This is a genomic window from Microbacterium aurantiacum (genome assembly GCF_002872075.1).
Taxonomy (GTDB): domain Bacteria; phylum Actinomycetota; class Actinomycetes; order Actinomycetales; family Microbacteriaceae; genus Microbacterium; species Microbacterium aurantiacum_A.
In genome coordinates, this window is the sequence record NZ_PGGU01000016.1 from 664,073 (window position 1) to 687,637 (window position 23,565).

Consider the following 23,565-nt stretch of genomic DNA (forward strand, 5'->3'; position numbering starts at 1 on the left):
CGATGCCCCGCACACGGGAGGAGTCCAGCCGCAAGGCGGGCTCCTCCCGGAGGACGCGCCGGAACTGGAGCTCGCTGCTGTACCTCCTGCCCGCGCTTCTGTTCTACGTGACCTTCACCATCGCGCCCTGGGTGCAGAGCATCTGGCTCTCGTTCTGGAACTGGGACGGCATCGGCGCGGCCACCTGGGCCGGCATCGAGAACTACGTCAAGGTCGTCACCGACGAGCGCCTGCTCACCGCGCTCCGCAACGGCCTCGGGTTCATCGTGTTCTATACGGTGTTCCCCGTCATCCTGGGCCTGATCATCGCCGCGGTGATCGCCGCCCGCCCTCGGCGGGGATCGGGACTGGTTCGTACCATCCTCTTCCTCCCGCAGATCCTGCCGCTCGTCGCCGTCGGCGTCATCTGGCGGTACCTCTATGCGGCCGACGGGCCCATCAACCAGGCTCTGACCGCGGTCGGCCTCGGCGAGGTGGCGCGTGCGTGGCTCGGCGACTTCACCTGGGCCTATCCCGCCGTCGGCGTGATCGGCACCTGGGTGACGACCGGGCTCTGCATGATGCTTCTGCTCGCCGGCATCCAGAAGATCGATCCGTCCCTCTACGAAGCCGCGCGCCTGGACCGCTGCGGACCGATCCGGCAGTTCTGGCACGTGACCGTGCCAGGCGTGCGGGCCGAGATCGTCGTCGCGGCCACGGTCACCCTCATCTCCGCGCTCGCCAGCTTCGACATCGTCTACGTCACCACCGGCGGCGGGCCCGGCTACCAGACCATCGTCCCCGGAGTGCTCATCTACAAGCTCGTCTTCACGTCCAACGAGGTCGGACTCGCGTGCGCGCTGGCCACCGTCCTCAGCGCGATCATCCTCGTCTTCGTCGCTCTCATCGGCCGAGCCGGAAGGCGCAACGCATGAGATCTCCCGCTTCCCGCGTCCTGTCCGCGGCGTTCCTCCTGGTCGCGGCACTCAGCGTCGTGCTGCCCTTCCTCGCGCTGGTCTCAGCCGCTCTGCAGCCCGCCGACACCCTGGTTCCGAGGCTGACCTGGCCCACCGACCCGCAGTGGGGCAACTTCCTCACGGCATGGAGCATGGCCGGCTTCGGATCACTCCTCGCATCCAGCGCGATCATCGCCGTGGTGGTCGTGCCGATCGCGGTGATCTGCTCCACGCTCGCCGGCTACGCGATGGGCACGATGCGGATGCCCGCGAAGGGGGCGCTGTTCGCCTTCTTCATCGCCGGACTCACCCTTCCCTATGAGGCGATCGTGATCCCGCTCTACTTCGCGATGAGGTCGACTGGACTCATCGACACCTACTGGGCGGTCATCCTTCCCCTGGTCGGTGCGTTCATGCCGTTCGGGATCTTCTGGATGCGGACGCACTTCGAATCCGTGCCAACGGAGATCATCGAGGCTGCGCAGCTCGACGGCGCCGGGCGGTTCCGCACGCTCATGCAGATCCTCGTCCCCGGGGCAAGGCCCGCCATCATCACCTACGCGCTGCTGACGTTCATGTGGGCGTGGAACCAGTTCCTGCTCGCCCTCATCCTGATCCGTGATCCCGCACGGCGCACGGCGCCGTCGGGACTCGGCACCTTCGTCCAGCAGTACGGCGAGAACATCCCTCTGCTCGCCGCCGGAACGCTCATCGTCATCCTGCCGATCGTCGTCCTCTATTTCATCTTCCAGCGAAAGTTCGTCGCTGGGCTCGTGCAAGGAGCACTCAAATGACCGCCGTCGTCCCCACGCGTCTCGTCATCATCGGGGCGGGTTCACGAGGAACCGGGTATGCGCGACGCGCGGTCGCCGAGGGTGCGATGATCACTGCCGTCGTCGAACCGGACGCCGCGCGGTTGCGGGCATTCCTCGCGGAGTTCTCCGAGCAGCCGGTGATCGCCCACGACACATGGCAGCAGATCGCCGCGCAGCCGACGAGGATCGCGGACGCGGTCGTCGTCTCGACCCCCGACCGGCTGCATGCCGAGCCGGCGATCGGCCTCGCCCGCGCTGGCTACCACTTGCTGCTGGAGAAGCCTATGGCTCCGACGGAGGAGGAATCGACGCGTATCGTGGCGGCGGCCGAGGATGCCGGAGTGATGCTCGCGGTCTGCCACGTGATGCGGTATTCGAGCTACTCGCAGACCCTCAAGAAACTGCTCGACGAGGGGACGATCGGCCGTCTGGTCTCGGTCGAGCACCTCGAGCCGATCGGCTGGTGGCATTTCGCCCACTCGTACGTGCGAGGCAACTGGGCTCGCGAGGAGGACTCCGGGCCGATGCTGCTCACCAAGAGCAGTCACGACATCGACTGGCTGTCGTACATCGTGGGGCTTCCCGTCGAGAGGGTCTCGTCCTTCGGGAGCCTCCTGCACTTCCGGCCGGAGAGCAAGCCGGCCAACGCGACGGCACGCTGCCTGGATTGCCCGCTGCAGAACACCTGCGCCTACTCCGCGACGAAGATCTACCGAGGCTTCCTCGGTGACGCGACGTTCGAGCGCTGGCCGCTCGCCGTGCTCACCACCGATGTCACGGCATCCGGCGTCGATCGCGCTCTTCGGGACGGCCCGTACGGCCGCTGCGTCTTCGACGGACAGAACGATGTCGTCGATCATCAGGTCGTGAACATCGAATACCAGGGCGGCGTCACCGCATCCTTCACCGTCACCGCCTTCACGGAGCTGGACTTCCGCAAGACCCGCCTGTTCGGAACGGCGGGAAGCATCGAGGGTGATGGGCGGACGCTGATCGTCCACGAGTTCTCCACAGATCACAAGTACGAGGTCTTTCCCGAGTCATACGGCAATGCGAGCGCTGCCGATGGACACGGCGGAGCTGATGACGCGCTGGTGCGCGCATTCCTGCACGCCGTGCGTACAGGGGATCGCTCGGTCCTGCTGTCCGGACCGGAGGAGAGCCTCACAACCCACCGGGTGGTCTGGCTCGCGGAGCAGGCGCGCCGCGACAACGTCGTCATGTCGGTGGCGCAGGCTGCCTCGGCGCTCTGAGCCCTGGTCTCGGTGGCGTTGCATCATCGCCGACGCGCGCCCTCTCGGTCCGAGTGCACGGCTTCTCGCCGAGCGCACGGCTTCTTCACGCGAACGACCCATGCACTCGGTACGGACCCGTGCACTCGGCGAGCCGGGCATCGGGCATTCGGCGAGCCGGCACAGGACGCGGCGGGGCGGGCCTTCGCGTCGGCGACCCGTGCTTCGATGGAGGCATGGACGACCAGGCTCGGCGGCTGCAGCAGGAGACCAGGGCGATCTGGGCGGCGGTGGTGTGCTTCATCGTGGGCACCGGCGCCGGGATGCTGCTGCTCCAGGGCGTCCCTCGCCCGCTGGCCGGGGACGGTTCGGTCGTCTTCCGTGCTGCGGGCGTCGCCGCCATCTGCGCGGCGGCCGCGTTCGTCGCCAGCACGCTCCTTCACCGACGCGGCGAGACGAAAAAGATGCCGCGCTGGCAGGCGGTGGTGTCCGACCTGTCCGCGATCGCGCTCACCATCGCGTTCGCTGGGGTCACCGCGATGGGCGTGCTGCTCGCCGGCGAGATCCTCGGGGTCGGGCTGCAGGGGCTCGAACTGCCCGCAATCGGCGGCGGGCTGATCACCGGTGTGGCGAGTGCGATCGGCGGCCGGTTCGCATTCGACGCCGGGATCAGGCTGAGCACCGGCGACCTCGCCGGCCTGCTGTTCGGGTACCTCATCGTCGGCACGCTCTTCGCGATGCTCACCGCCGCCGACCCCCGATGGTGGGAACGCAACTTCTCACAGCTGGGCATCGGCATCGGCGCCTGGGCGTTCAACGGGACGCTCGTCATCGCCGGGCTGCTGGTGGCGACCGTCGGTGCGTACATCGGCCGCGATCTGCATCGGCTGCTCGGCGACGAGTCCTTACGGCGCATCGGCAGGGTCGTCGTGCTCTGGGCGGCGACCGGCGTCGCGCTCGCGGGAGTCGGGCTGTTCCCCCTGCACGCGGTCCCGGTCCCGCACAACATCGCGGCGTTCGCAGCGCTCGCGCTGTTCGGGATCGCGGCGGTGTCGACCACGCTCGTGATGCCGGCTCCGCCGCGAGCTCTCGTGGTGACCACCATCGCGGTCACCGTGATGGTCGTGCTGGCGGTGGTGCTCTGGGTGCCGTTCGGTCTGTACTCGGTCACGGCACTCGAGGCGATGGTGATCGGACTCGGGCTCGTATGGATGACGACACTCGTGCGGATGCTCGCCATCGTCGTGCCTGCGCAGTCGCGGCCGTCCCTGCGTGCCACGCTTCTCGGTCGCTGACCCGCCCGCGGTTCAGGCCAGGGGATCGTCGCTCACGAACGAGAGCTGAACGGCATGGTGGCGCAGCAGGAACGCGCTCTCGTCGAGACCACGTCGGCGCAGCCAGCTGGTCACCTCGCCGTTCGACTTGCTCGCGTTGCACGAACCGCACGCGGGGACCACGTTCGTGAGTGTGTAGCGACCGCCGCGTGAGATCGGCTGCACGCAGTCCTTCTGCAGCGCGACACCGGATGCTCCGCAGTATGCGCATCCGCCCCACTCCCGCCGCAGGGCATCCCACTCCGCGGGCGTCAGGTCGTTGTCGGCGGCGGCCACCCGTCGGCGGCGCCGGCGATCCACGCGGGCACGGCGGCTGCGGCTGACGGGCATGAGGCCACCCTAGACGGATGCTGCGACGCATCCGCGCCGAAGATAGGGCATCCGCCCGATGTCGGGAGGGGACCTCAGAGCGGAATGTAAGGGGTACAGAGAACCGTCAGGAGAACCTCATGTACGAGCACCCCTATCTCAGCCACCGCGCGAACGAACTCGAGCTCGAGCAGCTCGAGCGTGCGATCGCCCGTCGTCGCTTCCTCGAGGAGCACGCCGACCAGATCGTCCTCCGCCCGGAGAGCGCCCTGCGCCGTACGTTCCGCCGGATGCTGGGCATGGCCCCGCGGGCCCCGCGAGCGGTTGCCGCGTCGGATGCCGCACCGTCGAGGACGACTCCGGATGCCGTCACCCGTCGGGCGTCATCGGATGCGGCATCCGGATCGCGCCGCACCCCGGTGCCGTGCGAGGCCGTTCCCGCCCGGTGACCGCCGTCGATGCCGGGGGCGCCGTGACCGCGGGCGCCCCCGATGTCCCCGGGGAGTGGGACGATGTGTTCATGCTCCCATCGGTCCCCAACGCGGCGATGGTCGGCCGCGACGCCGATCTCGCGCTGCTGCGCGGGATGTTCGAGCGCACCACGGAGGGTACCCCCGCCGCCGTCCTGCTCGAGGGCGAGGCGGGCATCGGCAAGTCCCGGCTGCTGCGCGAGTTCGGCGAGGAGATCAGGAACCGCGCCGATGTGCACGTCGGCTGGTGCCTCGACCTGGGGTCGTCCCGCACGCCGTACGGTCCCCTCACGGGCATCCTGCGCTCACTCGTCGCCCTGCTCGGCATCGAGCAGACGAGGAAGGCGGTCGGCGTCGGCGCCGAGGCGCTCGGGATGCTGCTCCCCGAACTCGTCGACGATCCGTCCGACCGCGCGCACACGAGCCCGGAGCGGCTGCGCGACGCGATCGCCACGCTCATCGAGGTCGCGGCCGAGCGGGCTCCGCAGGTGCTGATCGTCGAGGACGTGCACTGGGCGGATGACTCGACGCTGGCGATGCTGTCGTTCCTGCTGCGCACCCTCTCCCGCGGACGCATCCTGCTGGTGATCAGCTGCCGCACGGATGACGTGCGCCGCGGCGACGCCGTCAGCGGCTTCATCGGTGAGGCGAGCAGGGCGAGGCTGCTCGAGCGCGTCGCGCTGAAGCGACTCGATGCCGCCGCGGTGCGCCGGCTCGCGGAGCAGCTCACCGGCAGGGCGATCACCGACAGCGCGCTGGAGCGCATGCAGGAGCGTGCCGAGGGCGTGCCGTTCTTCATCGAGGAGATCGCCTGCTGCTCGGGCGGCACTCTGCCCGACAGCCTTCGCGATCTCCTGCTCGGGCGCTTCGATCGGCTGAGCGACGACGCCCGGCGTGTCGTGCAGGTGGCGTCCGGATCCGAGCGCCCGCTGTCGCATCAGCTGCTCTCCTGGCTCGTCGACCTCTCGGAGACCCGGCTCGACGATGCGCTCCGCGAGGCCGCTCGCAGCGGAATCCTCAACGTGCTCGACGACGGCTACCGCTTCCGCCACGCGCTGCTGCGCGAGGCTGTGCACGGCGACCTCCTCCCCGGGGAACGCGCGCGACTGCACCGCGCATACGCGGAAGTGCTCGAGGAGCACTGCGGGGGAACGGGCAGCGGCGACGCCGCTGCGCTCGCTTATCACTGGCAACTCGCGAAGGACGATCGCCGGGCGCTCGCCGCATCCGTCGCCGCGATGAGGCATGCCAAGGCGCGGTACGCGTTCGGGAGTGCCGCCCGCTTCGGCGAGCAGGCGCTCGATCTCTGGCCCCAGGTTCCGGATGCTGCCGAAGCGGCGGGGATCGAACGCATCCCCCTGCTCGCGCTGCTCGGCTCCGTCCTGCGCAACGCGGGCGACGGCGAACGTGCGCTGGCGGTGGTCAACCTCGCGCTCGGCGAGATCGATCGAGACACGGTGGATCCTCGGACGCATGTGCGTCTCCTGCGCGACAAGGCGCAGTATCTGACCAACCTGGGTCGCCCGGGGCCGATCGAGTTGTTGAACCAAGCACTGGCCGTGCTCGACGCCGGGGTCGACGACGATCGCCTCCGCGCCACGGTCCTGAATTACCTCGGCAGCCGCTACATGGTCGCCGGCCACAGGCAGAAGGCGATCGACACCGCGGTACGCGCGCAGGAGTTCGCCGAACGCGCCGGGTCCGAGAACGAGATCTCCGTCGCGGCCAACATCCGCGGGGGCAGCCTGGTGCATCTCGGCGACCTCATCGGCGGCTTCGCCGCGTACGAGATCGCGCGCGTGCGCGCAGTGGACTCGAACGCCGAACTGCGGTACAGGGTGAACTACTCCGACACGCTGACCCTGCTCGGGCGCTATCGCGAGGCGGTGCAGGTCGCAGAGGAGGGCTTCGCCCGGGCGCGATCGCTCGGCGTGGAGCGCACATCGGGGTCGATCCTCACCCAGAACATGATGGGACCGCTTCTCGAGCTCGGACAAGTCGACAGGGCGGAGCAGCTGCTCGCCCGCGACCTCGAGAAGAGCACACTGCGGGTGTTCCGCCTGTACTCGACCATGTCCCAGGTGCGGATGCTCGCCTGGCGAGGGCGCTCTGAAGAGGCTGCCGAACTGCTGCGCGCGCTGCAGCCGGCGTTCGAGGAGACCGGGCAGGTCGAGCGGCAGATCTGGTACGACGCCGTCGTGATGAAGGTCGCGGTGGCCGAGAGCCGCGGCGACCTCGCCTCCGCTCTCGCGGCCATCCTCTCGATGCTGGACGATGACGGGCCGGTGCTGCTGCACCAGCGACGGCTGCTGCTGCAAGCCGGATGGATCATCGCCGGGTTGCGTGCCGATGGCGCCGACACGGCCGCGGCGATCGACACCGTCCGCGCCGCCTGGCACGGGCAGCCCGATCAGCTGAGAGCCGGCCCATGGTCGACGATCCTCGACGCACTCCTCTCGCCGACCCTGCCGGCGCTGCAGCAGGCGACGTCCCTCGCGGACGGCGACGACGTGCCCGTCACCTTCCGGGCGGTCACCCGGCTGGAACTCGCGCGGATGCTCGTCCACGCGGGCGATCGCGCGGCTGCCGCCGCGGCGCTCGTCGAGGCGATTGCCATCGCCGAAGGGCTGGGCCATGTGCAGCTCCAGGCTGCCGTCGGTGCGTTCGCCGATGCTGCCGGCCTGCGTGCGGATGCGGGTACGGGCGTGGATGCGGTGGAGGCAGACCGTCTCACGTCGAGGGAGCGGCAGGTGCTCGCGCTCATCGCCGAGGGACTCAGCAACCGTCAGATCGGCGAGCGCCTGTACATCAGCGTGAAGACCGTGAGCGTGCACGTATCGGCGGTGCTCCGCAAGCTCGGAGTGGGTACTCGCACCGAAGCGGCGCTCGCCGCGCAGCGGCACGAGGACGTCGGAGATCTCGTCGCGCGATGACCATCGGGAGAACTGCCAGGTGGATTTCCGGCTCGACGTGCTACGGTAGGAACGTCCCTCCTACCGGAGGCTTCATTCATCACCGGCCCGCGAACGCATTGTGCGACGTGTGTGGCCCTCACACCAGGATCCGAATCTCTGTGCCCCGATCGGTTCGGCACGGATCCCACCGAAAGCTTCTTCACTTGTCAAACGCAGTCGGCTGCGGTGCATGCGCACCCAGCCATGAACTCCACTGGCGCGACGCCGACGTCGACGTCCGAGTGGCCACCAGTGCCGGCGAATACGCCGGCCATGTCGTCGTCGAATTCGACGGCGCCGCCGCCTTCGGCGCGCGCGGCCAGAACCTCGGTCATCACGACTCGGCGCACGACGCCGAGGCCGCCGTCGCGGCATCCGCAACCGGCGGGTTCGTCGCAGCCCGCCCCGCCGGCGCTGAAGGCCATGTCCTCAGCGCCCCCCATTCCGTGGCCTCTCTCCATGAGAGCGTCCCCGCACGTGCCCGCCGGAGGTTCCGGCGCGGCGCTCAAGGCCGTGCAAACGGCCCGATCAACAGAAAGAAGAAACACATGGCCACTGGCACTGTGAAATGGTTCAACTCGGAAAAGGGCTTCGGCTTCATCGCTCCCGATGACGGCTCGGACGATCTTTTCGCCCACTTCTCGGCTATCTCCGGCTCTGGCTTCAAGGAGCTTCGCGAGAACCAGAAGGTCGAATTCGACGCTGAGCGTGGCCCCAAGGGCATGCAGGCTGCGAACATTCGCCCGCTCTGAATGCGAGAATCGCTCCGAGTTGATCTCCGAGCGCTTCAAGCCGGTCGCTGCCTTCGGGCGGCGGCCGGCTTTTCGCATTCCCGCCCGCGCCTGCGTCTCTCGCGACCGACTGCGTCGGAGGCTCTGGTAAGTTAGGGCAGGCTTACCAAAGCCTACGCGCCATTCACGTCGATGGTCACACAAACGGGAGGCATCATGTCCGCGGAGACGACCACGACCGAGCGTCCGTCCTACATCCTCACCCGCGCCGAGGTCACAGCAGTCCAGCGCGTCTCGCCGAACTTCGTGCGCGTCACATTCGGCGGTGAGGACCTCTCCGATTTCGGCACTCCCGGTGCCGTCTTCGACGCCCGTATCAAGCTGATCTTCCCGGCGGCATCCGGCGTTCTCCCCCCGCTGGATGACGAGGGGGACGACTGGTGGGGGGCGTTCCTGGCGGTGCCGGAGGACGAGCGCGGATCGATGCGCACCTACTCGATCCGTGAACTGCGGGTGACGGATCCTTCCGGAGGGTCGGAGGCGTCGCGCACCGAAGTCGACGTCGACTTCGTGCTGCATCTGGAGCCGGGGCTCACCGGGCCCGCGTCGCGCTGGGCGAGCGCGGCCGCCGTCGGGCAGGAGCTGTTCCTCGTCGGTCCGCGCCGCGACGTCGTCGACCACGGCGGCGTGGAATACGCGCCGAGGAACGCCGCATCCGTGATCCTCGCCGGAGACGAGACCGCGGCCCCGGCGATCGCGCGGATCCTCGGTGATGCTCCTCGGGGCCTCCGCGGCGTCGCCTTCATCGAGGTGCCTTCTGCCGCCGACGTGCTGCCGATCGACGCGCCGGCGGGCGTCGAGGTGCGGTGGCTTCCCCGTGCCGAGGGCCAGTTGCACGGACTCGAGCTGATTCCGGCGGTTCTCGGCCACCTCGGTGACGTGGACGCGGCGGATGCCGTCGAGGTGGAGGACATCGACAGCGAGGATCCGCTCTGGGAGACGCCGGAGCATTCCGGCCTCGGGGACGAGATCGCGGCGGCGGATGCTCCGGCCGAGCGCTATTTCTGGATCGCCGGAGAGAGCGGCGTCGTCACGACGTTGCGTCGTCACCTCGTCAAGGACCTCGGCATCGACCGCTCGCAGGTGGCCTTCATGGGCTACTGGCGCCGCGGCGTCGCCATGCGCGGCTGACGCGGATCGTGTCACGGGATTCACACCGCGCGGCACAATAGGTTAGGCTCTCCTAACGTGACCCCCAACGAGCTTCCCGCCTCCGTCGCGCTCCGCGGCGATGCGCTCGCGCTGAGCTATGGAAAGACCCGTGTCGTGCACGACGTGTCGCTCCGGCTCACGCCGGGACGCGTGACCGCACTGATCGGCCCGAACGGCAGCGGCAAGTCGACGGCGCTCCGCGCACTCGCCCGGCTGCATCGCATCGGTGGCGGAACCGTGCAGGTCGGCGAGGGTGCAGACGCCCGCGACGTGTCGACCCTCTCCGCGAAGGAGTTCGCTCGCACCGTCGCGATGCTCTCGCAGTCACGACCGCATCCCTCGGGCATCGAGGTCGCCGACGTGGTCGCATACGGTCGCCACCCGCACCGCGGACGGTTCTCCGGAACGAACGACGCCGACCGCGCGGCCGTCGCGCACGCGCTGGCACTCACCGGCCTGAGCGACATGGCGCATCGCCCGGTCGACCAGCTCTCCGGCGGCGAGCTGCAGCGCGTGTGGCTCGCGACGGCGCTGGCGCAGGACACCGGGGTGCTTCTGCTCGATGAGCCCACCAACCACCTCGACCTCCGCTACCAGATCGAGACGCTCGACCTCGTGCGCGATCTTGCCGACGACCACGGCACCGCCCTCGGCGTCGTGCTCCACGACCTCGGCCACGCGGCATCCGTCGCCGATGAGATCGTGCTGCTGCATCAGGGCCGGGTGCACGCCGCCGGGGCTCCCGCCGATGTGCTGACCGGCGAGAACCTCTCCTTCGTGTACGGCCTGCGCATCGACACGGCCGTGGACGCCGAGACCGGCCTCGTCCGTGTCATCCCCCGCGGCCGCCATCACGAGCGGCACCTCGTCGCGACGGCATCCCGCTAGATCCCCCTCATCCCCGACCCCGATAGAGGAACCATGAAGAAGACTCCCTTGACCGCGCTCGCCCTCGGCGGCGCGCTGCTGCTCGCGCTCACCGCGTGCGGCACCACGCAGCCGACCTCGACCGGCACGGACAAGCCGTCGGCAGCGTCCAGCGAGGAATGCGCCGCCGACACCACCGCGACGTCGACGGATGCCGTGACCGTCACCGACGCATTCGACCGCACCATCGAGCTCGACAAGCCCGCAGAGCGGATCGCCGTGCTCGAGTGGCAGCAGATCGAAGACGCGCTCACGCTGTGCGTCACCCCGATCGCCGTCGCCGACGTCGAGGGATACAACACGTGGGTCAAGGCCGAGGAACTGCCGAAGGACGTCGTCGACGTCGGCACGCGCCAGGAACCGAACCTCGACGCCCTGTTCGCCGCCGAACCCGACCTCGTCATCGTCGAGGCCTACACGCGCGACGACGCGATCATCGCCCAGCTCGAGGAGTACGGCGTGCCGGTGCTCGCGACGCTCGGCGCCGACGCGGCCGACCCGATCGCGCAGATGCTGAGCACCTTCGACCTCATCGCCCAGGCGACCGGTCGCGAGGAGCGTGCCGCCGAGGTGACCGAGGAGTTCGAGTCGCACCTGGCCGACGCAAAGGCCGAGGTCGCCGACCTCGCGCCCGAGACCGACAGCTTCGTCTTCTTCGACGGCTGGCTCGACGGCAGCAACGTCTCGTTGCGCCCGTACGGACAGGGCTCGCTGGTAGGCGAGATCGGGGAGGGCCTCGGCCTGACCAACGCCTGGACCGGTGAGGTCGATGCCGCCTACGGCCTCGGCCAGACCGACATCGAGGGCATGACCGCTGTCGGCGACGCGACTCTGTTCTACTCGGGCACCCGCGAGGAGGACGGCTCCATCTTCATGGACGCCGTCGAGGGCAACCCGGTCTGGGCATCGCTGCCCGCCGTGCAGAGCGACCGTGTGCATGCGTTCCCCGAGGGGATCTGGATGTTCGGCGGGCCGCGCTCGACCGAGCAGATCATCGACGCGTACCTCGAAATCCTCTCGAAGTGACCGCCGCCCGGCTCCCGTCCGTTTCCGCCGAACGCGGGGTTCAGACGCCTGAAACCTCGCCGGAGGCAGAAGCCGACGGGGCCGGGCGCTCCCGCCTCGGCGGAGTCGGCGTCCTGCTCGCCCTGGCATTCGTGCTGGTGGCGATCGGATGCTGGCACCTGACGCAGGGCACCAGCGGCGCGGTCTTCGCGAACGCCGAGATCCTCGCCGGCTCCCGCATCCCGCGTCTCGCGGCGGGAACGGCGGTGGGCGTCGCGCTCGGCGTCGCAGGCGTGCTGCTGCAATCCCTCGCGCGGAACGCACTCGCCTCCCCCGACACGCTCGGTGTCACGGCCGGCTCGTACCTGGCGGTCACCGCCGTCGCCGCGTTCGGGATCGCGGTCCCGGTGTGGGCGTCCGGCGCCGTCGCCTTCGCCGGAGGCATCATCGCCGCCGGTATCGTCCTGGGACTTGCGGGCGGTGCGGGGTCGTCGACGACGCGGCTCATCCTCGCCGGGTCCGCGCTGGCACTGGCCTTCCAGGCCTGCACGTCGACGCTTCTCGTGCTCTTCGACGAGGAGACCAAGGGTCTCTTCGCCTGGGGCAGCGGCAGCCTCTCGCAGCTGGGTCTGGACGCGTTCCTGCAGTCCGCGCCCGTCGTCGTGGTGGTCACGATCATCGCCCTCGTCCTTTCCCGGCGCCTCGACGTGCTGGCGCTCGGCGACGACACGGCTTCGTCGCTCGGGGTGCCGATCCGGTCGACCCGCGTCGTCGGCATCCTGCTCGCCGTGGTGCTGATCGCCGTTTCGGTGACGCTCGCAGGCCCGATGGGATTCGTCGGACTGTGCGCCCCCGTGCTCGCGCGACTGCTCGCCCGCGTGGTGCCGAGCCTGCACCGCCACGTGCTGCTCATCCCGGTCTCCGGACTGCTCGGCGCGATCGTCGTGATCCTCTCCGACGCCTTGCTGCGAGCGATCATCGGGGCGGAGGCGGCGATCGCGGTGCCCACCGGTGTCGCCACGACGCTGCTCGGCGCCGTCGTGCTCGTGCTGATGGCGCGCCGGCTGCGCGACTCCGGACCGACGCGGGAGCCTCCGAAGGTGCGCTTCGGCGTGCGCAGCGAACGGCGGTTCCGGCTCGTCCTCGTGATCGCCGTGGCGGCGCTCGCGGGCGCCGTGCTGCTTGGACTGCTCGCGGGCAGCACCTGGCTGCTCACCGGAGACATCGCGCTGTGGATGCACGGCGACGCGTCGCCGCTCATCTCGTTCTCGCTCGACGAGCGCGCTCCTCGCGTGGTCGCCGCGGCCGTCGCGGGCGGAGCGCTCGCGCTGTCGGGCGGCGTCTTCCAGGCGGTGAGCCGCAACCCGCTCGCCGACCCCGGCATCCTCGGCGTCACCGGCGGCGCCGGGCTCGGTGCGGTGCTCGTCGTGACCAGTGCCGTCGCGTCAACGGCGGGCATGATCGCCGCCGCGCTGGTCGGCTCGCTCCTCGCGTTCGCGCTGGTCTACGGCCTGGCCTGGCGCCGAGGCCTGAACGCCGATCGGTTCATCCTCATCGGCATCGGCGTCTCCTACGGCACCACCGCCTTGACGACCTTCTTCCTGCTCCGGGCGAACCCGTGGGACACCCCGAAGATCTACACCTGGCTGTCCGGCACCACGTACGGGCGGGTCTGGGATCAGGTGATCCCGGTCGTGATCGTGCTCGCCATCGCGCTGCCGCTCATCTTCGCCGCCCGCCGTGAGCTCGACGTCATGTCGCTCGACGAGGACACTCCGCGCCTGGTCGGCATCAGCCTCGAACGCACCCGGCTCTGGCTGCTGCTGCTCGCAGCCGTGCTCGCGTCGTTCAGCGTTGCGGCTGTCGGCGTGATCGGCTTCGTCGGGCTGGTCGCCCCGCACGCGGCTCGGGCGCTGGTCGGCTCGCGCCACTCCCGCGTGATCCCGGTGTCCGTGGTGCTCGGCGCCGTTCTCGTCGCGCTCGCCGACACCCTCGGCCGCACGATCATCCTGCCGGCGCAACTGCCGGCCGGGCTCATCGTCGCCCTGCTCGGTGCGCCGTACTTCGTCTGGCTGCTCTGGCGCTCACGCGACGCGTGAGGCGGCTGGCGGCCCGGCCACGGCGGGCCTGATCCGGACGGCGAGACCCATCCCGTGCACAGGAGGAGTCCCGTGCGCAGGAGGATTCTGCCCGGATTCTCCTGACGCGGAGCGGTTCTCCTGACACGGAGCACGGCTCATGGCTGAACGCGGCATCCGCCCGCCTCCGGGGAGACGAGCGGATGCTGCGGCGAGCCGCTACTTGGTGAGGAACTCCTTCAGAGCGGCGTTGACCTCGTCGGCGTGGGTCCACAGGAGTCCGTGCGGCGCTCCCTCGACCTCGACGTAGTCGGCCTCCGGCACCGCCTGGTGGAAGCGGCGGGCGGTGGCGTCGATCGGCAGGATGTTGTCCTTGGTGCCGTGCAGGATCAGCGTCGGCTTGCCGGCGGCGCGGACGGCCTCGACGTCGCCGCGGAAGTCCTCGATCCAGGCGGGGACGACGGCGTAGGCCGCGACCGGTGCGCTGGTGACCGAGAGGTTCCAGTTGGCCGTGACGACCTCCTGGCTGATCCGCGAGCCGAGGTTCTCGTCGAGGTTGTAGAAGTCGTTGTAGAACTGCGTGAACCACGCGTAGCGGTCGCCCTTCGCCGCTGCGGCGATGCCGTCGAAGACCTCCTGCGGGACGCCTTCGGGGTTGTCGTCACGCTGCACCAGGAACGGCTCGAGCGAGGCGAGGAAGGCGAGCTTCGCGACGCGGTCGTGGCCGTAGCGGGCGACGTAGCGGGCGAGCTCTCCGGTGCCCATCGAGAAGCCGACGAGCACGACGTCACGAAGATCGAGGGTCTCGAGCACGGTGTTCAGGTCGGCGGCGAACGTGTCGTAGTCGTAGCCGGCGTTCACCTTCGACGACTGGCCGAACCCGCGGCGGTCGTACGTGATGACCCGGTAACCCTGGGCGAGCAGCTCGCGGGTCTGGCGCTCCCAGCTGTGGCCGTTCAGCGGGTAGCCGTGGATCAGCACGACGGGCTGGCCCGCGCCCTGGTCCTCGTAGTACAGCTCGATGGAAGTGCTGTTCTCGGTGCCGACGGTGATGTAGCCCATGATCGCTTCTTTCCTGATTCCGGAGAACGGTCGTTCTCGCCTGATGTCATCAATCTAGAGAACGAACGTTCTCTTGTCAAGTACACTACGGATATGACCGAAGAAGAGGCCCGCGAACGCATCCTCGCCGCCGCCGAGGAGCTCTACTACCGCAAGGGGTACGCGGCCGTCGGCATGGACGAGTTGCGCGCCGCCGCCGGCGTGTCGCTACGCCGGCTGTATGCGCTGTTCCCCGCCAAGACCGACATCGTCGCCGCGGTCCTGCAGCGCAAGCACCACGAGTGGGAGACATCGCTCACCGCCGCGGTCGGCGAAGCCGGCAGCGATCCGCGCACGAGACTGCTCGCCGTCTACGGCTACCTCGAGGACTGGTTCTGCACCGACGGCTTCCGCGGCTGCGCCTTCATCAACGCGTTCGGGGAGCTCGGCGGCACGAACCCCGAAGTCGCGTCGATCGTCCGCGACCACAAGGCGTCGTTCCAGCGCTACATGGCCGACCTCGTGGTCGCCGCAGGGGCGCCCGCATCGCTGGCGGCGCAGCTGTCGATCCTCGCCGAGGGGGCGCAGAGCACCGCCGCGATATCGGCCGACCCTCAGGTGGCGGTGCAGGCGCGCAGCGCCGCCGAGGTGCTGATCGACGCCGCGACTCACAGCACGAGGCGATAGCCCATCCCGGACTCCGTCAGCAGGTGAACGGGCGCCGCGGGCGCCTGTTCGAGCTTCTTGCGCAACTGCGACATGTACAGGCGCAGGTAACCGGAATCGGAGACCTGCTCGCTGCCCCAGATCTCCTTCAGCAGGTCCTGCCGGGTGACGAGGGCACCGGGATGCCGGCACAGGTGCTCCAGCATCCGCCACTCGGTCGGGGTCAGATGCACGCGTGCGCCCGAGCGGGTCACGGCCTTCGTCGCGAGATCGACGACGACATCGCCGAAGCTCACTGTCGACTCCCCGCTCGCGGGCGCCGTGCGCCGGGCGAGCGCGCGCAACCGCGCCAGCAGCTCGTCGACCTGGAACGGCTTGGTGACGAAGTCGTCGGCTCCGGCGTCGAGCGCGTCGACCTTGTCGGCGGAGCCGGTGCGCCCCGAGACGACGATGATGGGGGCGCTCGTCCAGCCGCGCAGCGCATGGATGACCTCGATGCCGTTCATCTTCGGCATCCCCAGGTCGAGCATGATGATGTCGGGATGCGTGTGCGCGGCGGCCGTGATCGCGGCGGCACCGTCGGGAGCGGTGACGACCTCGTACCCGTGCGCGGCGAGCGTGATCCGCAGCGCACGCACCAGCTGGGGGTCGTCGTCGGCGATGAGGAGCTTCACTGCGACTCCTCCGTGTCGGGCTGTCCTGCAGCCAGTGGCAGGGAGATGACCATGGTGAGGCCGCCGCCCGGCGTTTCCTCAGGAGTCAGGCTACCGCCCATGCCCTCGGTGAAACCGCGGGAGAGTGCGAGCCCCAGGCCGAGCCCGGTCGTGTTGTCGGTGTCGCCGAAGCGCTGGAACGGCTGGAACATGCTGTCACGGCGTTCTGCGGGCACGCCCTCTCCGCGGTCGATGATGCGGATCTCCGCCCGCTCGCCCAGCCGGCTCGTCGACACGATGACCTGCCTGCCGGTCGGAGAATGCCGGTGGGCGTTGGCGAGCACGTTCACCAGCACCCGCTGCAGCAGCACGGGGTCGGCCTGCAGAGGAGGCAGTGCGGGGTCGAGGGCGAGTTCGACGTCGGACGGTCCGAGGGCGAGTTCGTCGATCGCGGCGAGGATGCTTCCCGCAGCATCCATCGGCGATGCGGACACCGCGAGAACACCGGCCTGCACCCGGCTCACGTCGAGCAGGTCGGTGAGGAGCGTCGACAGGGCGACAAGGCTCTCATCGGCGGTGGCGAGGAGTTCTTCACGGTCGGAAGCGGAGAGCCCGCCGGCCCCGCGCAGGCCCCCGATCGCGGCGACGGCCGATGCCAGGGGGCGTCGCAGGTCGTGGCTCAGGGCCGCGAGCAGGGCGCTGCGCACCTGATCGGTCTCGGTCAGCGTCGCCGCTTCGCGCGCGGTCGCCCGCAGGTCGGTGTGCTCGATCGCCGCCGCCAGCTGGGCGACGATCGCGTCGAGCAGGCGCCGGGCCGGGCCGTCCAGCGGCCCGCCGTGCAGCTCGAGGGTCGCACGCGGGGTGTCGCCGGATCCGACCGGGATCGTCGTCGCCCTGCCGTCCGGCAGCGGTTCGCCGTCGCGGGCGAGCACTTCGCCGTCGGCGCCGAGCAGGCGCACTCCGCTCAGGCCGAAAGCCTCGCGGGTTCGGCCGACGAGAGCGAGGACGGCGTTGTCGCCACGGAGCACGTTGCCCGCGACCGCAGCCAGAAGCTCGGCCTCAGCGGTGGCCCGTTTGGCGGTGCGTGCTCGACGGGCGGCCTGATCGACGATGATGCTCACCAGGATCGCGATCGTGACGTAGAGGGCGAGGGCGAGCACGTGGAGCGGATGGGCGACCGTGATGGTGAACAGCGGCGCGACGAAGAGGAAATCCAGGGTGACGCCGGAGAGCACCGCGGCGAACAGCGCCGGTCGCAGCCCTCCGATCAGAGCGACGACCACGACGAGCAGCTGATACGCGAGGACCTCGGCCGTGATCGACTCGGGGCTGCGGAACGTGAACATCAACCAGGACAGCAGCGGCCCGAACACGAGTGCGACGGCGAACCCGAGCACCTGGCGTCGCCAGCCGAGCGCTCCGCCGGTGATCTTGGGGAGCGACGCACGTCCGCCGGCGGCCGCGTGCGTGACGATGTGCACATCGATGTCGCCGGAATGTCGGATGATCTCCGCGCCGATCCCTGGCCCGGTGAGCGCCGTGGCCAGACGTCCGCGCCGGCTCACGCCGATCACCAGCTGCGTGGCGTCGACGGACTGCGCGAACTCCACCAGGGTCTCCGGGATGTCGTTGCCGACGATCTGGTGATAGCTGCCCCCGAGCGATTCCACCAGAGCCCGCTGGGCGGTCAGGGCACCGGGAGAGTCGTTGCGCAATCCGTCCTGTGCCGAGACATGCACGGCGAGCAGTTCCCCGCCCGCGGAGCGTGCGGCGATCCTCGCGCCGCGCCGAAGCAGGGTCTCGCCCTCCGGCCCGCCCGTCAAAGCGACGACCACCCGCTCCCTGGCCTGCCAGGTGCCCTCGATCCCGTGGTCGGCCCGATAGCTGCGCAGCGCGCTGTCGACCTCGTCGGCGAGCCAGAGCAGTGCCAGCTCGCGGAGCGCGGTCAGGTTGCCGAGCCGGAAGTAGTTCGACAGTGCCGCGTCGATGCGCTCCGCCGGGTACACGAGCCCGGCGGCGAGCCGGTCGCGCAGCGTCTGCGGGGCGAGATCGACGACCTCGATGTCGTCGGCGCTGCGCACCACGGCATCCGGGATCGTCTCCTGCTGCGCGACGCCGGTGATCTTCTCGACGACCGCGTTCAGCGACTCGATGTGCTGCACGTTCACCGTGGTGATGACGTCGATCCCCGCCTCGAGGAGGTCTTCGACGTCTTCCCAGCGCTTCGCATGACGGGAGCCGGGGATGTTCGTGTGCGCGAGTTCGTCGACGAGTGCGATCTCCGGCGCCCGATCGAGGACGGCCTCCAGGTCGAGCTCGGTGAGTTCGATCCCGCGGTGGCTGTCGATCCGCCGGGGTACCTCGGGCAGGCCGACGGTCTGCGCGAGAGTGGCCGCACGGTCATGCGTCTCCACGATCGCGATCACGACGTCCCGGCCCTCTTCCAGGAGGCGCCGGCCCTCGTCGAGCATCTCGAAGGTCTTGCCGACGCCGGGAGCGGCTCCGAGGAACACGCGGAGCCGGCCGCGTCGCGGCGTCCGTTCTCCGGTCATGCGTTCCCCCGCTCATCGAGAGCGAGATTGAGCTCGACGACGTTGATGCGCTCTTCGCCGAGGAATCCCAGATCCCGCCCTTGAATCCTAGACTCGACGAGCGCGCGGACCTCCGATTCGGGGAGTCCTCGTTCTGCCGCGATGCGCGGTGCCTGGAGCAGTGCGTAGGCCACGCTGATATGCGGGTCGAGTCCTGATGCAGATGCCGTGACCGCGTCGGCCGGAACCTGGGACGGCGAGATGCCTTCGCGTTCCGCGATCGTCATCCGACGCTCCTCGATCGCTGCGACGAGGTCCGGGTTCTCCGGACCCAGATTGCTGCCGCCGGAGCTCGCCCCGTCGTAGCCGGCGCCTGCCGCCGAGGGGCGTGACTGGAAGTACTCCGGCAGCGCATCGCCGTCGGCATCCGTGAACGACTGCCCGATCAGGGCGCTGCCGACGACGGCGCCCTTTCCGTCAGCGAGAGGAGAACCGTTCGCCTGCCACGGGACGAGGATCTGCCCGATGCCGGTGACGACCAGGGTGTACCCGACGCCGAGGATCAGCGTGAGGACGAGCATCGCGCGGATGGCGACTCCGGTGGTGCGGGCAGTGGTGCGGAGCGAGGACATGTCTCTTCCTTGTCGGATCGTGAGGGGTCAGAAACCGGGGATGAGGCTGACGACGAGGTCGATCAGCTTGATCCCGATGAACGGGGCGATCACGCCGCCCAGACCGTAGACGAGCAGGTTGCGCTGCAGGATCTGCGAGGCGCTCGCCGGCCGGTACTTCACGCCGCGCAGGGCGAGCGGGATGAGGAAGACGATCACGATGGCATTGAAGATGATCGCGCTCGTCACGGCGGATGCCGGGGAGTGCAGCTGCATGAGGTTGAGTGCAGCGAGACCGGGGAAGACACCCATGAACATCGCCGGGATGATCGCGAAGTACTTCGCGATGTCGTTCGCCAGCGAGAAGGTCGTGAGTGCTCCTCTGGTGATCAGCAGCTGCTTGCCGATACGCACGATGTCGATGAGCTTCGTGGGATCGGAATCGAGGTCGACCATGTTGCCGGCCTCCTTCGCGGCCGAGGTGCCGGTGTTCATCGCCACCCCGACGTCAGCCTGGGCGAGGGCCGGGGCATCGTTGGTGCCGTCGCCGGTCATCGCGACGAGCCGGCCACCCTCCTGCTCCCGGCGGATGAGCGCGAGCTTGTCCTCGGGAGTGGCCTCCGCGAGGAAGTCGTCGACGCCGGCCTCGGCGGCGATCGCCTTCGCGGTGAGCGGGTTGTCGCCGGTGATCATGACCGTGCGGATGCCCATGCTGCGCAGCTCCTCGAAGCGCTCTTTCAGGCCCTCCTTCACGATGTCCTTGAGGTGGACGACGCCGAGCACACGCCCCGAGTCCGTCGACGCGTCCTTCACTGCGACGACGAGGGGTGTGCCGCCGCTCTGCGCGACGGCGTCGGCGCGCTTCGTCAGCTCGCCGTCGTCGGCGATCCCCAACCAGGCGCGGATCGCGGAGCCGGCGCCCTTGCGGATCTGCGTGCCGTCGGCGAGGTCGAGCCCGCTCATCCGGGTCTGCGCCGTGAACGGCACGACGATCGCGTCGGCCGGTTCCTCGACCCGGATGCCGCGACCGGCGGCCAGCTCGACGATCGATGCGCCCTCCGGCGTCGGGTCGGCGAGTGAGGAGAGCGCGGCCGTGCGGAGCAGATCATCGGCGTCGACACCCGGGAGTGGGAGCACCTCGTGCGCGCGGCGGTTGCCGTAGGTGATCGTGCCGGTCTTGTCGAGCAGCAGGGTGGTCACGTCTCCGGCCGCCTCGACCGCGCGCCCGGACATCGCCAGTACGTTGCGCTGCACGAGCCGGTCCATGCCGGCGATGCCGATGGCCGACAGCAGGGCGCCGATGGTCGTCGGGATGAGGCAGACGAGCAGGGCGATGAGCACCGGGATGCTCACGGGTGACGCGGCGTAGGCGGCGATCGGGTTGAGGGCGAGCACCACGATCAGGAACACGATCGACAGGCTCGCCAGCAGGATGTTGAGGGCGATCTCGTTGGGCGTGCGCTGGCGGCTGGCGCCCTCGACGAGTGCGATCATTCGGTCGACGAAGGTCTCGCCCGGTTTCGAGGTGATGCGCATCACGATCCGGTCGGAGAGCACGCGGGTGCCGCCCGTGACGGCGCTGCGGTCGCCGCCGGACTCGCGGATGACGGGGGCGCTCTCGCCCGTGATCGCCGACTCGTCGACGGTCGCGATGCCTGAGACGATGTCGCCGTCGCCGGGGATCAGTTCTCCGGCCTTCACGATCACGATGTCGTCGCGCTGCAGGTCGGCCGACGACACCTGCGCGGTCTCGGTGCTCTCCGCGGCCGCATCCCGCACCGCGTCGTACCCGGCGACCCGGGTGGCGAGCGTGCTGGTGCGGGTCTTGCGCAGGCTCGCGGCCTGGGCCTTGCCGCGACCTTCCGCCACGGATTCGGCGACGTTCGCGAAGAGAACCGTCAGCCACAGCCACACGGCGATGCCCCAGGTGAACATCGGGGGCACGGCGGTGCCGCCGGACTCCCCAGGGCCGCCGAGGAACGGTTCCGCGATCGCGAGGGCGGTCGTGAATGCGGCACCGACCCAGACGAGGAGCATGACCGGGTTGCGCACGAGAGACGCCGGGTTCAGTTTGCGCAGGGCCCCGGGCAGCGCCTGCACGAGCTGGGCCCAGCCGAACGGGCGGGGCGACGTCTCGGGTGAAGCGGATGCGGATGCCGCGGCATCCTGCGTCTCGGGGGCGGAGGTGACGGTGGTCATGTCAGACGAGTCCTTCGGCGAGCGGCCCGAGGGTGAGGACCGGGAAGTAGGTGAGTGCGGTGACGATGACCGTCACGGCGAGGAGCAGGCCGACGAACTGCGGCCGGTGGGTGGGGAGGGTCCCGACGGTGGCCGGGACGCGGTCCTGGGCGGCGAACGAGCCGGCGAGGGCGAGCACGAGCACGATCGGGAGGAACCGTCCGAGCAGCATCGTGATGCCGAGGGCCGTGTTGAACCACGGGGTGTTGGCGGTGAGCCCGGCGAAGGCGGAGCCGTTGTTGTTGGCCGCCGAGGTGAACGCGTACAGCACCTCGCTCATGCCGTGCACGCCGGGGTTCAGGATGCTGGTCGATTCGACATCCTCTCGGATCCCGGGGATCGCGAAGCTCAGAGCCGTGCCGCCCAGCACGAGCGCGGGGACGACGAGGATGTAGAGGCTCGCGAGCTTGATCTCGCGCGGGCCGATGCGCTTGCCGAGGTACTCCGGGGAGCGTCCGACGAGGAGCCCGCCGACGAAGACGGCGATGACGGCGAGCACGAGCATCCCGTACAGTCCCGAGCCCACGCCGCCGGGGGCGACCTCGCCGAGCATCATGTTGAGCATCGGCATCATGCCGCCGAGTGCGGTGTACGAATCGTGCATCGAGTTGACCGCTCCGGTCGAGGTGAGCGTGCTCGCGCTGCCGAAGAGGGTGGATCCCAGGATGCCGAAGCGCTGTTCCTTGCCCTCCATCGCCGCTCCGGCGAGCTCGGGCGCCGAGCCGCGCCCGGCAAGCTCCAGCGCCGAGAGCGCGAAGGTCGAGACCAGGAAGATCGTGCCCATGACCGCGGCGATCGCGTAGCCCTGACGGTTGTCGCCGATCATGCGGCCGAAGGTGCGGGGGAGCGCGAACGGAATGGCGAGGATGAGCAGGATCTGCAGCAGGTTGGTCCATCCGGTCGGATTCTCGAAGGGGTGCGCGGAGTTCGCGTTGAAGAAGCCGCCGCCGTTCGTGCCGAGCAGCTTGATCGCCTCCTGCGATGCGACGGGTCCGCCGGGAATCGACTGCGCCGTTCCGCCGATGGTCTGCACTTCGGTGAAGCCGGCGAAGTTCTGCACGACGCCGCCGATGATGAGGGCGATCGCGCCGATGAAGGCGATCGGCAGGAGGAGGCGGCCGAGCCCCCGGGCCAGGTCGACCCAGAAGTTGCCGATCGTCGCCGAGCCGCGGCGGGCGAGCCCGCGGATCAGCGCGATCGCGATCGTCAGTCCCACGGCCGCGGAGACGAAGTTCTGCACGGTGAGGCCGGCGAGCTGGACCGTGTAGCCCATCGTCTGCTCGGGCGAGTAGGACTGCCAGTTCGTGTTGGCGACGAAGGATGCCGCCGTGTTGAAGGCGAGGCCCTCGGGGACCGCCGGGAGGCCGAGCGACTCAGGAAGGAACGCCTGGAGCCGCTGCAGGCCGTAGACGAGGAGAAGCCCGACCGCGGAGAACACGAGCACGCTGCGGGCATAGGCGCGCCAGGTCTGCTCGGACGACGGGTCCACGCCGATGAAGCGGTAGAGGCCGCGTTCGACGCGCAGATCGCGGGCCGAGGTGTAGACGTGCGCGATGTAGTCGCCGAGCGGGCGGTACAGGAGCACGAGAGCTGTGAGGAGCGTCGCGGCCTGCAGGATGCCGAACCAGATGCCCGCGCTCATCAGAACCGCTCCGGGGCGACGAGGGCGACCACGAGGTAGCCGATCGCGGCGAGCGCGAGGACGGCGGCGAGGATCTCGAACACGATCACAGCCCTTCCACCCCCTGGGCGATCAGCGAGATGAGGGCGAAGAGCGCGAGTGTCAGCGCGAGGTAGAGGATGTCGAGCACGGAGTCGATACA

Annotated in this window: 20 protein-coding genes; 12 read left to right on the forward strand and 8 right to left on the reverse strand. The window is 69.5% G+C overall.

The features are described from left to right. Positions 1-2 precede the first annotated feature (2 nt). From CUR96_RS13945 to CUR96_RS13960, 4 genes are all read left to right on the forward strand, one after another. Positions 3-914, forward strand: a complete 912-nt coding sequence (locus CUR96_RS13945) for a carbohydrate ABC transporter permease (protein WP_219721995.1) — start codon at positions 3-5, stop codon at positions 912-914. Beyond that, positions 911-1,729: a carbohydrate ABC transporter permease gene (locus CUR96_RS13950; RefSeq protein ID WP_102193874.1), complete on the forward strand. Its 819-nt coding sequence runs from the start codon at positions 911-913 to the stop codon at positions 1,727-1,729. The genes CUR96_RS13945 and CUR96_RS13950 overlap by 4 nt, the downstream gene beginning before the upstream one ends. Beyond that, positions 1,726-3,003, forward strand: a complete 1,278-nt coding sequence (locus tag CUR96_RS13955) for a Gfo/Idh/MocA family protein (protein WP_102193875.1) — start codon at positions 1,726-1,728, stop codon at positions 3,001-3,003. The genes CUR96_RS13950 and CUR96_RS13955 overlap by 4 nt, the downstream gene beginning before the upstream one ends. Positions 3,004-3,218: 215 nt before the next feature. After that, positions 3,219-4,277 (forward strand): DUF998 domain-containing protein, encoded by a 1,059-nt coding sequence (locus CUR96_RS13960; RefSeq protein ID WP_245861281.1) that lies wholly within the window; start codon positions 3,219-3,221, stop codon positions 4,275-4,277. Positions 4,278-4,289: 12 nt separating this feature from the next. Here CUR96_RS13960 and CUR96_RS13965 read toward each other — a convergent pair whose 3' ends face one another. Next, positions 4,290-4,646, reverse strand: a complete 357-nt coding sequence (locus CUR96_RS13965; protein WP_102193876.1) for an HNH endonuclease — start codon at positions 4,644-4,646, stop codon at positions 4,290-4,292. 119 nt (positions 4,647-4,765) lie between these two features. On the opposite strand from CUR96_RS13965, the gene CUR96_RS18635 reads away from it, so the two are divergent. From CUR96_RS18635 to CUR96_RS14000, 7 genes are all read left to right on the forward strand, one after another. Next, complete coding sequence (locus CUR96_RS18635) at positions 4,766-5,074, forward strand: hypothetical protein (RefSeq protein WP_180969040.1); 309 nt, start codon at positions 4,766-4,768, stop codon at positions 5,072-5,074. Continuing rightward, positions 5,071-8,028: a helix-turn-helix transcriptional regulator gene (locus CUR96_RS13970; RefSeq protein ID WP_180969041.1), complete on the forward strand. Its 2,958-nt coding sequence runs from the start codon at positions 5,071-5,073 to the stop codon at positions 8,026-8,028. Before CUR96_RS18635 ends, CUR96_RS13970 begins: the two co-directional genes overlap by 4 nt. 569 nt (positions 8,029-8,597) lie before the next feature. After that, entirely contained in the window at positions 8,598-8,801 is a 204-nt protein-coding gene (locus CUR96_RS13980) for a cold-shock protein (RefSeq protein ID WP_102193879.1), read from the forward strand. Positions 8,802-8,996: 195 nt separating this feature from the next. After that, positions 8,997-9,971, forward strand: a complete 975-nt coding sequence (locus CUR96_RS13985) for a siderophore-interacting protein (protein ID WP_102193880.1) — start codon at positions 8,997-8,999, stop codon at positions 9,969-9,971. Positions 9,972-10,028: 57 nt separating this feature from the next. Beyond that, the gene (locus CUR96_RS13990; RefSeq protein ID WP_102193881.1) at positions 10,029-10,880 is read left to right on the forward strand and encodes an ABC transporter ATP-binding protein; all 852 of its coding nucleotides are present in this window, start codon (positions 10,029-10,031) and stop codon (positions 10,878-10,880) included. A gap of 33 nt (positions 10,881-10,913) precedes the next feature. Continuing rightward, positions 10,914-11,945 (forward strand): iron-siderophore ABC transporter substrate-binding protein, encoded by a 1,032-nt coding sequence (locus CUR96_RS13995; RefSeq protein WP_102193882.1) that lies wholly within the window; start codon positions 10,914-10,916, stop codon positions 11,943-11,945. Then, positions 11,942-14,023, forward strand: a complete 2,082-nt coding sequence (locus CUR96_RS14000; protein ID WP_102193883.1) for an iron ABC transporter permease — start codon at positions 11,942-11,944, stop codon at positions 14,021-14,023. The genes CUR96_RS13995 and CUR96_RS14000 overlap by 4 nt, the downstream gene beginning before the upstream one ends. Before the next feature lie 198 nt (positions 14,024-14,221). On the opposite strand, the gene CUR96_RS14005 is transcribed toward CUR96_RS14000, so the two are convergent. After that, positions 14,222-15,064: an alpha/beta fold hydrolase gene (locus tag CUR96_RS14005; protein WP_102193884.1), complete on the reverse strand. Its 843-nt coding sequence runs from the start codon at positions 15,062-15,064 to the stop codon at positions 14,222-14,224. Between the two features lie 93 nt (positions 15,065-15,157). On the opposite strand from CUR96_RS14005, the gene CUR96_RS14010 reads away from it, so the two are divergent. Beyond that, entirely contained in the window at positions 15,158-15,730 is a 573-nt protein-coding gene (locus tag CUR96_RS14010) for a TetR/AcrR family transcriptional regulator (protein WP_102193885.1), read from the forward strand. On the opposite strand, the gene CUR96_RS14015 is transcribed toward CUR96_RS14010, so the two are convergent. Genes CUR96_RS14015 through CUR96_RS14040 form a run of 6 tightly spaced genes read right to left on the reverse strand, consistent with a single transcriptional unit; the run spans position 15,712 to position 23,473 of the window. Then, positions 15,712-16,383 (reverse strand): response regulator, encoded by a 672-nt coding sequence (locus tag CUR96_RS14015; RefSeq protein WP_102193886.1) that lies wholly within the window; start codon positions 16,381-16,383, stop codon positions 15,712-15,714. The two genes, CUR96_RS14010 and CUR96_RS14015, sit on opposite strands and share 19 nt — an antisense overlap. Further along, a complete protein-coding gene (locus tag CUR96_RS14020) occupies positions 16,380-18,914 on the reverse strand; it encodes an ATP-binding protein (RefSeq protein ID WP_102193887.1) in 2,535 nt (844 codons plus the stop codon). Before CUR96_RS14020 ends, CUR96_RS14015 begins: the two co-directional genes overlap by 4 nt. After that, complete coding sequence (gene kdpC, locus CUR96_RS14025) at positions 18,911-19,525, reverse strand: potassium-transporting ATPase subunit KdpC (protein ID WP_102193888.1); 615 nt, start codon at positions 19,523-19,525, stop codon at positions 18,911-18,913. Before kdpC ends, CUR96_RS14020 begins: the two co-directional genes overlap by 4 nt. 27 nt (positions 19,526-19,552) lie before the next feature. Further along, entirely contained in the window at positions 19,553-21,703 is a 2,151-nt protein-coding gene (gene kdpB / locus CUR96_RS14030) for a potassium-transporting ATPase subunit KdpB (protein WP_102193889.1), read from the reverse strand. 1 nt (position 21,704) lies between these two features. Further along, the gene (gene kdpA, locus CUR96_RS14035; protein ID WP_102193890.1) at positions 21,705-23,384 is read right to left on the reverse strand and encodes a potassium-transporting ATPase subunit KdpA; all 1,680 of its coding nucleotides are present in this window, start codon (positions 23,382-23,384) and stop codon (positions 21,705-21,707) included. Then, a complete protein-coding gene (locus tag CUR96_RS14040; protein WP_102193891.1) occupies positions 23,384-23,473 on the reverse strand; it encodes a potassium-transporting ATPase subunit F in 90 nt (29 codons plus the stop codon). The genes kdpA and CUR96_RS14040 overlap by 1 nt, the downstream gene beginning before the upstream one ends. Positions 23,474-23,565 lie beyond the last annotated feature (92 nt).